Raw genomic sequence first — 13330 nt, 5'->3', positions numbered from 1 at the left:
CCCTATATGGTGAGGCTAAATGGAGCCGGAAAACCGGGCCGAAAGCCGTGGAAAAACCGCCAGAGGGGGCGCTTGTTTATGAAAGTCATCGCTGCATCCTGCGCCGTCCTCTGGCTGGCCCTCGCTGGAACGGCATCGGCCCAGCTTTCCGGCGCAGGCGACGACCCGGACGCCCTCGCCCGCGAGCTTGAGGCCGCAGATACGCAGACCAGCGAGGCCGTTGCCGACCCCTGGGAAGGCTTCAACCGCAAGATGTTCGCCTTCAATGACGGGCTCGACCGCAAAATCATGACCCCAACCGCGAAAGCCTATCGCGCCGTCACGCACAAGAAACAGCGCAAGGGCATCCGCAATTTTCTCGCCAATCTCAGGACGCCGGTGATTTTCGTCAACGACATCCTGCAGGGCGAGCCGAAACGCGCCGGCGAAACCCTCGGCCGTTTCTTCATCAATTCCACCATCGGTTTCGGCGGCATGGGCGACCCCGCGGAGCGCATGGGCATTGCTCAGCATTCGGAAGATTTCGGCCAGACGCTGGCCGTCTGGGGCGTCGATTCCGGCCCTTATCTCGTATTGCCGTTCCTTGGCCCAAGCACTATGCGAGACGGCTTCGGGTCGGGCGTCGATCTGACGCTCGCCCCGGCCTTCTGGATTTCAACCGATCCGGCCATGTATCTCCAATACTCGACGGCAGGCGTCGGCGTCATTTCCTCGCGCGAACCGCTGATCGAGCCGCTTGACGGCATCAGGAATGATTCACTCGACTTTTACGCTTCGATCCGCAGTTTCTATCTCCAGTCGCGCAAACGCGAGATCAACAACGGCCAAACCACTTATGAGGACCTGCCGGACATCGGCGACTTCGAAGAATTCGAAGAACTCGAATAGTCAGTTCGCCTTGGGAGAATAGTTTATGTCGCTCACCCGCCGCGCCTTCGCCGCCCTCTCCGCCGCAAGCCTCATAGGTTTAGGCATCGCTTCGCCTGCGTCCGCCGATCAGGCCGCGGAAACCTATGTCCAGAATATTCTCGATGAAGCCGCGCCGAAGCTGCAAAGCGGCGACAAGCAGGCGATGTTCGCCGCGGTCGACGATCTCGTCGACAAATATGTGGACATGCGCCGCGTCGGACGGTTCGTGCTCGGCAAATATGCCCGGCAGATGACCGACGCTCAAGCGGCCGAATATTTTCCGCTCTTCGCAGACTACGCAAAGATGGTCTATCGCAACACGATGGAGAATTACGCCGGCCAGAAGCTTATGGTTACGGGTTCGGTGGATCGCGCCGCTTATGACATTGTCGTCAATTCGAAGATCGCCAATCCCGAACCCGGCGACCAGTTCGCCGACGCGCTCATCCACTGGCGCATTTATCGCGACAAGGAAGGCGCCATGTCGATCTTCGACGCCGGCGCCAACGAGATCTGGCTCGCCATTGAACAGCAGGAGCAGTTCACCTCGATCATCGCCAATAATGGCGGCGGCGAGAAAGGCATCGACGCCCTGATCGCGGAAATGAAGGCGCGTCTAAAGAGCTAGTCTGGCTTATTCGTAGCCGAGCAGCTTGCGCAGCCCCGGCGCCATGAATTCGACGAGCTTCTTCTGCGCTTCCGGCAGAACGTCCGGGATCTCGACCTCGAGACCTGTGAGATTTTCCCGCGCCGTGCCGCTCTGCTTGCGGTCGGCGCCGACCTTCACCCGTTCGCGCCAGTCGTCGGGAACGGGGTCGATCCCGCACTGCCCCAGAAGCCGGCGGAAGTAGACTTCCGCATCCAGACTGTCGACAGTCTTCACCGCCTGCACAAGTTCTTCATATTTCACCGCCGCGTTTTCCGTCCCGAGCCAGGCGACGGCGTTATGCGTGTAGAGATCGAGCATCGACGGCACTTTCTGATAGATGCCGAGGATCATGAGGTTCAAGAGCTCCTCGACCTTGATGCGCCCGCCTTTCACATGATCGATATTGCCGGAAAATTCGTCTGAAAGAAAAAACCGCGCCCGCGCCAGGACCCAGCTATGAGGGTCGCGATAGAGAATGACCTTTCTGACGCCGGCGAGTTCAATCGCCGACGCGTCCGAAAACAGGAGATGGCCCCAGCTCAGATAATTCTTCGCCGGATCGAAAGCCGCGAGATGCTGCTGAAGGTTCGGATGCTGAATGAACTGGTCATGATATTGCTGTTCGACCGGCACGAACATCCTGACGATGTTGCGCAAGAGATGCGTGCCGCTTTTCGGCACCGAGTTGATGAACAGGGGCTCGGTCAGCGGCTTTTGCGCGAACTTGCGGTTTTCCGCATTCAGCGTGTCCGGCATCATCGAGACTCTGGGCATTTACGGAACCCTCTTTCTTCCCGGCGTCGGCCCCCGAAGCAAAGACTTAAAACCAAACCCTGCTTGAGGCAATGAAGTCAAAAAAATTACGGGCGATGGATCCGCGCCATCGCCCGTAAACCTTAACGCACCGTCTTCGTTAGAACGCCGCCGTCAGATTGAGGAAGACCCGCCGGCCCACAAAGTCGTATTGCGAATGATAAGGCACGGCGCCCAGATTGGTGATCGAGCTGAAGTTCGCGCCATATTCGGAAACGCGCGGCGGCTCCTGGTCGAAGAGATTTGCGACGCCGAGGATGACCGTGAACTTCTCGTCATCGAACGTCTTCGACATGGAAACGCTGTGATAGATCGTCCGTTCCGCGACGACATCCACGCAATAGGGGCCGTCATGGAGAATGTCCGTCACGCCGCAAGCGCTGTCGAGACCGGACTCTTCCCGGAAATCGTCGAGATCGCTGGTGCGGCCCACATAGTCGATTGACCAGAGGAAAGACCAGTCATTCTTGTCCCAGCGAATGTTCAGATCACCGGTTAATTTCGGCTCTCCTTCTTCGCCGTTCACATTTTCGACCGTGCCTTCAAAGAGCTCGATCGTATCTTTAAGCTGCAACGTCATCTGCGACATGATCTGGAGGTCGCCCCAATTGCCGGGCAACTGCTGATCGAGGCGCACTGTGAAGTCGAGGCCGCGGTTTATCTGGCTGTTCACGTTGATGAACTGGTCCGTCACCGTCGCAATCGAATTCACATTCCCCTGCCCGTTGCGCTCATAGAGATCGCACAAAGGATCGTTCGGGTAAAACTCGGACGACAGACAGCCAAAGAGAATATTCGCCGGTCCGAGCTGCGCGATCTCACCATTGACCTCGATGTCGAAATAGTCGGCGCGAATGCTCGCGCGCGTTGATTCCGGCAGGATCGGATCGAGAAATACGGTGACGCTCGCTGTTTTGGCTTTCGAAGTCTCCGGCTCGAGCTCGCCAAGACCGCCCCGCGTGATGATGGTGGAGGAGATTGCGCCCGCCGTGTAATTGGGCGGCACGCCTTCAGCAGCGCAGTTGTCCGCAAGCTGCTGGGATATGTCGCCCCTCGCCAGCGCCTCTCCCCATCCCGCGCAAGGTTCAATGACCCGCTGGCCCTCGAAATAGGTCTGGTCTGCGAGATAGAGCTCAAACAACGCCGGCGCGCGGAACGAGGTGCCCATGGTGCCGCCGATGCGCAGCCAGTCTGTAACGACCCAGTTGGCGCTGATCTTCCAGGTCTGCGCGGTGTCTTCCACCGTATTGACGTCTGTGTAGCGCCCCGCCACGCCGACCTCGAAATACTGAATGCCCGGCAGATCGCGCAGCAATGGAATGCTCAGCTCGCCGAAAAACTCCATCGTCTTGCTTGTGCCCACTGTATTGCCGGAGGCGCTGCCCGTCCACGAGTTGTTGATGAACGGATCTGAGTCCGGGTCGCTTGGATCGTAGAACGGATTTTCCGCATAGGTGATGTCGCCGGGAAGATCGTTCAGCGAGTCCCTCCTGTAGGTGGCGCCGAACGCCGCGCCGAGCTGGCCGGCCGGAAGTTCGATCAGGTTGCCGGTCAGGATCGCTTCCACATAGGCTTGCGTATAGATGGTTTTGCCTTCTTCGGTGCCGAAGAGATAGTCGCGGACATTTTGCGGAATGTTCCCGCGCAATAGCTCGGGGTCCCACCAGTCGATGGTCACGCATTCTTTCTGGCTGACGGGCGTGACAAAGCCTTCGCAGCCATCCGGGAAATATCCGTAGCCGATCGCATACTGATAATCGATCGAGTCCTTGTAGATTTGGTCGTTGCGGTAAAGTCCCTTGGACCGGCTGTATTGGGAATAGATGTCCCAAGCCCAGTTGTTCAGGAACCCGCCTTCGAACTCGCCCCGGAAACCTCCGACGCCGCGGAAATAATCCACCTGCTGCGAGGCGTCCGCATGATTGGTGATCGGCGTGGAGCTGGTGAGGTAGGGCCCGGTCGCCGGGTTGAAAGGATTCGGGCCGGCGCCGAAGAACTCAATTGAACCTGGCGCTGAGGTCAGGCTGAAATCCCAGAACTGAACCCAACTGTTCTGATAGGTCTCGCGACGGTTGAACAGAAATTCTCCGTACACCTCGACATTGTCGGTAATCTCAAAGGCCGCATCGAGATAGGCGGTGTAGCGGGTCGTTTCCGGTATGACCGTCACTTCAGGAATGAAGGGCGACTGCTGGTTGAAGAGAGCGTAAGAGATCGGATCGTATTCAACAGGAAAAAACCCTTCCGGAACGGTCAGATCCGATCCGTCGCGCGGCGGCGCGAGCGCGGGAATGTAGTCCTGAAGATTGTCGCCGGCGTAATTGTATTGAAACTTGGTCACCACGCCAGGACCGCTGCCCGGAATATTCGATCCCGGGTTGGTCGTATAGCCGTAGCCATAATCGTAGTAATGCAGGTCGTAAATCCAGATGTGGCCCCAGGGCAGGTCGTCGGAGCATTTGTAATTGCCAGTACGCGGATCGATGAGATCGACGCGGTTGCCGCCGGGCGAATCGAAAATGCGCTCTTCGCCGCATTCGAGATATTTGGGCCGGTCGCCGCGCGCCAGCTCCTTGCGTTTGTAGTAATCGAACGAGGTCAGGATATGGCCGCGGTCGAAGGTTTTGCCCCAGGTGGCGCTGGCGCGATATTCCTCGCCGCCCGAATCGAGAGGCTGCGATCCGAAGAAATCGAACTCGATGCCGTCCGTGTCGCGCTTGGTGATAATGTTGACGACGCCCGCAACAGCGTCCGAACCGTAAATGGATGAGGCGCCGTCTTTTAGAATTTCGATATTGTCGATGATCGAGGTTGGCAGCACGTTGAGGTCGAAGGAGCTGACCGCGCCGCGCGTGCCGGCGGGTCCGGCGCGGCGGCTGTTCAAGAGCACCAGGGTGCGTTCCGCGCCGAGGCCGCGCAGCGAAACCGTCGCCGCGCCCGCGCCGCCATTAGTGACGAAGTTCGAAGAGATCGCCGAGGTCGTCTGGGCTGAGCCCGACGCCACTGACGAAGACTGGATCAGCGCTGCGGCGTCGATGGTGCCTTGCAATTCTCCAAGACGGGGATCGATGACCTGAACCGGGCCGGGGCTTGAAAATTCGTCCCTGCGGATCCGCGAGCCGGTAACGACGACCACGTCGCCGGTGCGCTCCTCAATCTCGTCGGCCGTACGTTCCGGAATGGTTTCGACTTCCTGGGCCCCTGCGGGAGCGGCCGACATGATCGCCCCGGCTGACGCGCTTGTAAGCAGCGCAAGCAAGCCCTTGCGCATGGTTTTGTCCGACATGTGATTTGCTCCCGTTACTGCCCGGCGCGCCCAATCGGTGCCCGCCTTCCTTGCAAAGGCTGGCCCCGACCCTCCACCGGGAGCGCTGAACGGAAGCGTAAACTGTGATCACGCCGTTCCGGACAGGTTCATGTCAAAAATGTGTCGGTACGGAGCATTTCACCCGCCTTCTGTTGCCGCCATGCTACAGAAGCATTCCACCCGTAACCTCATGTCATTCTTTAAAAAAATAAAAAGCCGCCCGAAGGCGGCTTTTTTGCGTCAACCGTAATGAGCTTATTACGAGGAGTAATATTCGACCACCAGATTCGGCTCCATGGTGCACTGGTAAGGCACCTCGGCGAATTCCGGCGTCCGCAAATAGGTCGCCGTCATCTTCTTCGGATCGACTTCGATATAGTCGGGAATATCGCGCTCGGCGCTTTGCAGGGCTTCCAGCACCAGCGCCATGTTTTTCGACTTTTCCTTGATTTCCACGACATCGCCGACCTTGAGGCGCATGGAGGGGATGTTGGTGCGAACGCCGTTCACCTTCACATGGCCGTGGTTGATGAACTGGCGGGCCGCAAACACGGTCGGCACGAATTTCGCGCGATAGACGACGGCGTCGAGACGGCTCTCGAGAAGGCCGATCAGCAGCTCGGCGGTGTTGCCGCGCTGGCGGACGGCTTCGTTATAGATCTTCTCGAAGTGCTTTTCGGAGATATTGCCGTAATAGCCCTTGAGCTTCTGCTTCGCCATGAGCTGCAGACCGAAGTCCGACAGCTTGCCCTTGCGGCGCTGGCCGTGCATGCCCGGGCCGTAATCGCGCTTGTTGATGGGAGATTTCGGCCGGCCCCAGACGTTTTCGCCGACCCGGCGGTCAAGCTTGTGCTTGGCGCTGATGCGCTTTGACATGTAGTCCTCACTCTCGGCGCGTCCCGGCTCCGGGGCCCATCCCCGAAACGATTGCAACGGCGGTATGCGCGCCACCCGTTTGAAGCGGCGGGCAATAAAGGGAGGAGACCAGCCTGTCAACGCCGGAAGCCGCGGAAAACGGCCTTTCGGCCCGGTTTTCCGCCGGAAACGCGAAAAGCCCGCCAGAATGCGGGCTTTTCTTAATCCAAACCGTGGCTTGAGGCGGTTAAGCGGCCTTGCGGCGGCCGGCGAAACGGAGCCCGCCAAGGCCCGCCAGCATCAGCCATGCGGCGGCCGGAAGCGGCACTTCATTCGGCGGGGTGTAGTCGCCGCCATAGAAAGAAATGTGCGACAGGCCTGCATCGATGTAATCAAAGACGTCGAATACGAACATCCCGACAAGCGGGTCCATATCCCAATAGAAAAGGGCGAACGCGTTGCTGGCTTTCAGCGCTACATACTCCAAGCCTTTTCCAGTCCCGGTGAGGTCGAAATTGACCGTGCCGTCGTAATCGCTGTCCATCACCAATGAAAAGAGACTTGCGGAAACCGCGCCGTTTGAGGGTTTTTGACCATTCACCGGACATTCGTCTTCGTCAGTCTCGCAAAGATCTATCTTGGCGAGAAACTCGACAGTCGTATCGCCGTTATAGGCGAAGATTTCGTCGCGGATATCGTTGTTGGCGCCGTTGTTGTTGCCCGAGGCGTTATCATTGCCCGGATAGGTGCCGATATAGACTAAGCCAGCCTGCGCCGGCGCCGCGGCGAACGCAAACATTGTTGCTGCGGCTACTGCTACGAACTTCTTGATCACAAGGATCCCCCTTAACTTACGCAAAGCGTGCACATTGCACTGGGTCCGCGCCAACGCAAGGGATCGCTCGTTTCCGGAATGAAAATATTTACGATGAATTCGCCATTGCTATGCACCGGCGAGGCGGATGCAACTAAAGGGCGAAAATATTCCGGCTGCCGGAAGCCGGTCAAAGCGCCGGCTGTCTTGTCCGCTCGATCTCGTATTCCGAGAAATCCGGCGTCTTCATCTCTTTGAGATAGGTGCGCACGTCGTGGGGATAGAGGGTGAAGTTGCGGCCGTTCTCGTCGACATACCAGGCGCCGCAGCGCGCCGCCCAGACCCGGTCCTGAAGGTCGAGCTGGATGCGGTCGTCGAAGGCTTTGGCCGCTTCCGGGCGCGGCGCGATCTGTCCCCTGTCACCGGCGCGCTTGATGAGATCGATAGCGTAATTCACCTGCGCCTCGATCATCAGGATCACCGAGTTGTGGCCGAGGCCGGAGTTTGGCCCGAGCAGCATGAAGAAATTCGGAAAACCGGGCGCCATCATGGTCCGGTGCGCGGCGATGCCGTCCTTCCACGTTTCGCTGAGGCTTTTCCCCGAGGGGCCCACCACATCGATCGATTCAAGAATGTCGAACGGTTTGAAGCCAGTGGCGAGGATGAGGACATCCGCAGGGTGATCGTTTCCGTCTTTCGTCGTGAGGCCTGTCGGCGTCACCGCCTCGATCCCTTCGGTGATGAGATCCACATTCGGCTTCTGGATCGCAGGCAGATAGTCGTCGGAGATCAAAATGCGTTTGCAGCCGACGGGATAATCCGGCGTCAGCTTCGCGCGCAATCCAGGGTCGGGAACCTGGGCTTCGAGATGTTTCTTAAACGTCTTGCGGACGAACGCCTTCACCCTGTTCTCGTCTTTCTTGAAAGCGTTGAAGCGCCATTCCAAGATGGTGAAGTAAAACCCGCGATAGGCCCGCGCCAGCAGCGGCGCTTTCGCAAACACGCCCTTCAACCAATTCGGATAGGCGTAGCTCATGCGCGGCATCACCCAGTTGGGCGTGCGCTGATAGACATCGAGATGCGCGACCTTGTCGACGATGGCGGGAATGACTTGCACCGCGCTCGCCGCTGAACCGACGATGGCGACGCGCTTTCCCGAGAGGTCCACATCGTCGCGCCATTGCGCGGTGTGAAACACCGGTCCCTTGAACTCTTTCAAGCCTTCGATGTCCGGCACGTTGGGTTCATGGAGGCCGCCAAGACCGCTCACCACATAATCGGCGGCGGCGGACGATCCATCGGCGAAATCGACCGTCCATTCCTTTCCGTCATGGCGGATCGCGGTGACAGTCTTGTTGAAGTTGATGAAAGGATAGAGCCCGTATTTGCGGGCGCAGTGTTTCATGTAGTCCCAGATTTCGCCGCCAGGGGAATAACGCCGCGACCAGTTGGGATTAGGCTCGAACGAAAACGAATAAAGATGCGAAGGCACGTCGCAGGCGACGCCGGGATAGATATTCTCGCGCCAGGTGCCGCCGACTTCGTTCGCCTTTTCGTAGATCGTGAAGTTGTCGAAGCCTTCCTGCTTCAGGCGGATGGCCATCCCCATGCCGGAAAAGCCGGCGCCGAGAATGGCGATGCGCGGACCGGAGCCGCGGCTGGCCGCTGCGGCGGCCATTTCGAGAACCGTCTTGTGATCGTCCGCCATGGCGCGCCCGTTTTCATGGGTTATGAAGGCGTTACACTGGGGAGTTTACCTTCAAACTCCACCGGGCTTCAAGCGCAACAAGCAGCGATACTAAGATCTGACGGAAAATGGCGTGAAATCCGTATCCGCGTCATAGACGTCGACGCCCTCGGCCCGCTTCAACATCCCGACAACTCGGTAGGTGACCGGCGTCAGGACAGCTTCCCAGAGCACTTTCAAGACGTAATTGGTCGCCATCACCGTCAACACGCCTTCCAACGTCCATATGCCGAGAAAGGCCAGCGGATAGAAGATAAGCGTATCGACGCCCTGCCCCACAATGGTGGAGCCGATGGTCCGCTGCCAGAGATGCTTGCCCCCGGAAGCGACTTTCATCCGCGCCATGACGAAGGCGTTCGCCATCTCGCCCGCCCAGATCGCAAGACATGACGCGGCGACGATGCGCGGCGCCTGACCGAAATTGAGGGCGAACGCAGTTTGTTTGTCGACGCCGCCAAGATCTTCGTTCCACCAGGCGGCGGGCGGCATGGCGGTGATGACCGCGGCCATGCCCGCTGCAAACGCCGCTGCCGCAAAGCCGGCCCAGACGACGCGGCGCGCGCGCGCGTAACCGTAAACTTCGGTCAGAACGTCGCCGAGCACATAGGAGAGTGGAAAAAAGAGGACGCCGGCGCCGAAGGTGAAGCCGAAGACGGTCGCCGCCTTGCCGGCGCCGATGATATTCGAACACACGATAATCACGCAGGTCGCCGCCATGGCGAAGTCGTAATATTTGAATCGGTGATTATGAAGCGCATCTGCGTGATCGATGCGTTCAAGCGCCTTTTGCTGGGCCATGCGGCCGTCCCCTTTTCTAATGATCCGCCGCTTCGCCCCAGCCCGTCCAGCCGGGGCCGCGCACCACACGGCCCGCCTTGGCGCCTGTATGCCCGCCGTCTTTCAATGTGTGGACGCCATTCACGAAGACATGCTCGACGCCGACGGCAAGCTGATGCGGTTCGGCGAAAGTCGCCTTATCCTGAATTTCAGACGGATCGAACACGACGACATCTGCGTAATAGCCGGGCGCCAGAAGCCCGCGGTCTTTCAGTTTGAGATTGCCCGCCGGCAGCGACGTCAGTTTCCTGACCGCTTCTTCAATGGTAATGACGCCTTCGTCGCGCACATATTTGGCGAAGATGCGTGCGAAATTTCCGTAAGCGCGCGGATGGGTGCTCTGCTCCAGGAAAACGCCTTCCGGCGCCATGGAGCCGCCGTCGGAACCGAAGCTGACCCAGGGGAGCGCGATCTTCTTTTTGATGTTCTCTTCCGACATTGAAAAGTAAACGACCTGCACCCTGCTGCCGTCTTCGACGACGAGATCCATGGCCGTTTCCTCGTAAGGCGTTCCGCGCTCCTCTGAGACTTCCGCCAGCGTCTTGCCGATATATTTCCTCAAGTCCGGATTGCGGAAACCGACTAGCAAAACCCCTTCGGGTCCGCCTGCGTTGGTGATGCCGCTGACAAACGTGTCTGTAGACTCGCGGATTTCCTTTGCGACGCGCGCGCGGATTGCAGGATCGCGCAGGCGCTCCGCCCATTTCTCGTAGCCGCCTTCCTGCACCCACAAAGGCATCGCAGCGTCGAGGCCGGTGGAGCTTGCCGGATAGGCGTACATGTCGGCGGTGATTTTCAGCCCTTCCGCTTGCGCCGCCTCGACCTTGGCGATGACATCGTCGAGCTTGCCCCAATTAGCGCGCCCGCTCGCCTTCAGGTGATAGATTTCCGCCGGCGCGCCGGTGGCGCGCGCAATGCCGATCAACTCGTCAACGGCTTCGAGCAATTCTTCGTCTTCGGACCGGATATGGGAAATATACATGCCGCCGGATTCAGAGGCGGCGGCGACAAGCGCCGTCAGTTCTTCGGTGCTCGCGAAATTCGCCGGCGCATAGATCAGCGAGGAGCCGACGCCCATGGCGCCTTCGCCCATGGCTACGCGAACCATCTCCTGCATTTCCTCAAGCTCTTCCGGCGTCGCGGCGCGATTGTCGTAGCCGATGACATCGGCGCGCAAGGTCGTAGCGCCGACAAAGGACCCCACATTGGGCGACACGCCCTTCTGCTCGAGGAATTCCAGATACTCGCCCAGCGTCGTCCACTCGATATCATAATATATGTCGGACTGGCGCGCCTTCGCCTGGGCCTTGACCTCCTCCGACCACGGACCGTAGGAAACGCCCTCGCCGAAAACCTCCAAGGTGACGCCTTGGGAAATGTCGCCAAGGCTGCGCCCGTCTTCGATCAGGTCTTCCACCGCCCATGAAAGCATGTTGATGAAGCCCGGCGCCACGGCGAGACCTTCGGCGTCGATGATGGTTTCGGCTTCGGCGTCGCCCAGATCACCCACCGCTGCGATGCGATCCTCCGTGATCGCCACATCAGCCGTTTTTCCGGGCTTCCCGGAGCCGTCATAGACCGTCCCTCCACGGATGATGACATCGTAATCTTCCGGCGCTTCAGGTCCGCCCCCGCAAGCGGCGAGCAAAAGCGCCAATGCGCCCGCGATTTGTTTCAGCATAGATCCCCGCTCCTTTATCCGCGTCGAACTTCGGCTATTTTGTCGCTGATTTGCAAGCAGGCCGCGCTTATCCTGTCAGGCTGACATTCAGGGAGGCGCCTGCGCCGGGCAGCGCCGCAAGGTTGATCGCGATTGAAATCCTGTCCCCTGGTCCGGAATGCGGCCGGACCCCGTGCATGAGCCAGGACGGGAAAATCACCATCCGCCCCGGCGTGGGCGCGAAACGCTCCTTGGTGTTCTGGTGCGCGCCGTTCTGATCCACGAAAACTAAATCCGCAGAATACATCCGATTCATGGGAAAGCGCGGATCGAGAAGAACCAAGGGCCCGCCCTCCGGATCGCCGCCGTCATCCACATAATAAACCCCCGACCACAGACAGGACGGGTGAGCGTGATACTGGTTCGAGGCGCCCGCGGGCGAGACATTGGCCCACATATCGATAGACATCCGGTAACGGGGCCGTCCTGATGTAGCGCCGATATCTTTCGTATGCTGACCGCAAAGCTGCATCATGGCCTGGGCGAGTCGCTGCGCAGCTTCGCCGCCCCATTTCAGCATCTTGCTGTCCGAATGCCAGCCGAGGACATTGGAGCGGGTGATGCCTTCCGAAACCTGCTTGCGCGCCAAGATTGTTTCTTTCAATCTGGCGTTCAGCGCCGCAGCGTCCTCTATCTCGGCCACGATGATGTTGGTCGGGAATATGTCCCGGACTTCATGATGCGCGATAATCGCAGGCTTAGTCTGTTCTTCCATTCTGATCGCGCCATCCGGAACAATCGGTTTCGAGCCAGCTTTTTTAAAGAAGCGTGCGCGCTTGTCCAGCATCGGACCGGCTGGAAAAGCAAGGGGCCGTGGCGCTATTTGTCGGCGCCGCCGCGCTGCGACGCCAGCGCCTTGATGACGCCTCGCAATGACCGCACTTCCCCTTCCGTCAGCCCGGCGCGCATGAAGGCGACCTTCAAGTTGCGCTCCATATTGGCGCGCTTTGCTTCCGGAAAGAAATAGCCCGCCTTGTCGAGCTCCGCGACGAGATGGTCGAAAAAGCGCTCGAAATCCTCCCGCGGCGCAGGGATCGCGATGTCGAGCTCCGACGCCGGCGCCGCGCGCCCGTCCGCCTTCGCCCATTCATAGGCGACAATGAGGGCGGCCTGCGCGAGATTGAGCGATGCGAAAGCCGGATTGACGGGAATGGAAACAATGCCGTCAGCGCGCATCACGTCTTCATTGGAAAGCCCGGCCCGCTCGCCGCCGAAGAGAACAGCGCAGGTTTCGCCGCGTCCGATCCTTTGCTTCATTTCCGCCGCCGCCGCAGCCGGTTCCAGGACGGGCAGAAGCGCCTCACGCGGACGGGCGGTCGTCGCCAGCACATATTGGCAACCCGCAAGCGCCGCTGCTGTCGACTCGAAAACCCGCGTCTGGTCGATGACGATGGACGCGCCCGCGGCCATCGCCCCGGCTTTCTCGTTGGGCCAGCCGTCGCGGGGATTGACGAGGCGTAGGCCCGAAAGCCCGAAATTGAGCATGCCCCGCGCCGTCGCGCCGATATTTTCCCCCATCTGCGGCTCGACCAGCACGAAAAGCGGCGCTGGCCCCAGCACGGCGAGCCCGTCGCGGCGCGCCATCCGTCGCCCGCCGGCGATCTCTTCGCGCCCCTGTTTCTCGCGGCTCATCGCTTCGGCTCCTCTGTCGCGTCTTTTTCCGGCAATCCGCCCGCCCC

Annotated in this window: 11 protein-coding genes; 2 read left to right on the top strand and 9 right to left on the bottom strand. The window is 59.6% G+C overall.

Annotated elements, in window-relative coordinates; translation table 11 throughout:
• Window positions 1-78: 78 nt before the first annotated feature.
• Both ACQY5P_RS16530 and ACQY5P_RS16525 read left to right on the top strand, forming a co-directional pair.
• A complete protein-coding gene (locus tag ACQY5P_RS16530) occupies window positions 79-888 on the top strand; it encodes an MlaA family lipoprotein (RefSeq protein WP_428407973.1) in 810 nt (269 codons plus the stop codon).
• Between the two features lie 25 nt (window positions 889-913).
• Window positions 914-1537 (top strand): MlaC/ttg2D family ABC transporter substrate-binding protein, encoded by a 624-nt coding sequence (locus ACQY5P_RS16525; protein WP_428407972.1) that lies wholly within the window; start codon window positions 914-916, stop codon window positions 1535-1537.
• A 6-nt stretch (window positions 1538-1543) separates the two neighbouring features.
• On the opposite strand, the gene ACQY5P_RS16520 is transcribed toward ACQY5P_RS16525, so the two are convergent.
• From ACQY5P_RS16520 to ACQY5P_RS16480, 9 genes are all read right to left on the bottom strand, one after another.
• Window positions 1544-2332, bottom strand: coding sequence for a hypothetical protein (locus ACQY5P_RS16520; protein ID WP_428407971.1), 789 nt, complete (start codon window positions 2330-2332; stop codon window positions 1544-1546).
• A gap of 139 nt (window positions 2333-2471) precedes the next feature.
• On the bottom strand, window positions 2472-5657 hold the full coding sequence (locus ACQY5P_RS16515) for a TonB-dependent receptor domain-containing protein (protein ID WP_428407970.1): 3186 nt from the start codon (window positions 5655-5657) through the stop codon (window positions 2472-2474).
• Window positions 5658-5936: 279 nt separating this feature from the next.
• The gene (gene rpsD / locus ACQY5P_RS16510; RefSeq protein ID WP_428407969.1) at window positions 5937-6554 is read right to left on the bottom strand and encodes a 30S ribosomal protein S4; all 618 of its coding nucleotides are present in this window, start codon (window positions 6552-6554) and stop codon (window positions 5937-5939) included.
• Between the two features lie 226 nt (window positions 6555-6780).
• The gene (locus ACQY5P_RS16505; RefSeq protein WP_428407968.1) at window positions 6781-7368 is read right to left on the bottom strand and encodes a VPLPA-CTERM sorting domain-containing protein; all 588 of its coding nucleotides are present in this window, start codon (window positions 7366-7368) and stop codon (window positions 6781-6783) included.
• Between the two features lie 169 nt (window positions 7369-7537).
• Complete coding sequence (locus ACQY5P_RS16500; RefSeq protein ID WP_428407967.1) at window positions 7538-9055, bottom strand: flavin-containing monooxygenase; 1518 nt, start codon at window positions 9053-9055, stop codon at window positions 7538-7540.
• Window positions 9056-9145: 90 nt separating this feature from the next.
• Window positions 9146-9892, bottom strand: coding sequence for a queuosine precursor transporter (locus tag ACQY5P_RS16495; protein ID WP_428407966.1), 747 nt, complete (start codon window positions 9890-9892; stop codon window positions 9146-9148).
• Between the two features lie 16 nt (window positions 9893-9908).
• Window positions 9909-11612, bottom strand: a complete 1704-nt coding sequence (locus ACQY5P_RS16490) for an N-acyl-D-amino-acid deacylase family protein (protein WP_428407965.1) — start codon at window positions 11610-11612, stop codon at window positions 9909-9911.
• 67 nt (window positions 11613-11679) lie between these two features.
• Entirely contained in the window at window positions 11680-12366 is a 687-nt protein-coding gene (locus ACQY5P_RS16485) for a TIGR02466 family protein (RefSeq protein WP_428407964.1), read from the bottom strand.
• 104 nt (window positions 12367-12470) lie between these two features.
• Entirely contained in the window at window positions 12471-13283 is an 813-nt protein-coding gene (locus ACQY5P_RS16480) for an RNA methyltransferase (protein WP_428407963.1), read from the bottom strand.
• Window positions 13284-13330: the final 47 nt, after the last annotated feature.

Source organism: Hyphococcus sp., from assembly GCF_965267305.1.
Taxonomy (GTDB): domain Bacteria; phylum Pseudomonadota; class Alphaproteobacteria; order Caulobacterales; family Parvularculaceae; genus Hyphococcus.
Note: the sequence above shows the minus strand (reverse complement) of the source record. Positions and strands in the feature narration are given on the sequence as shown.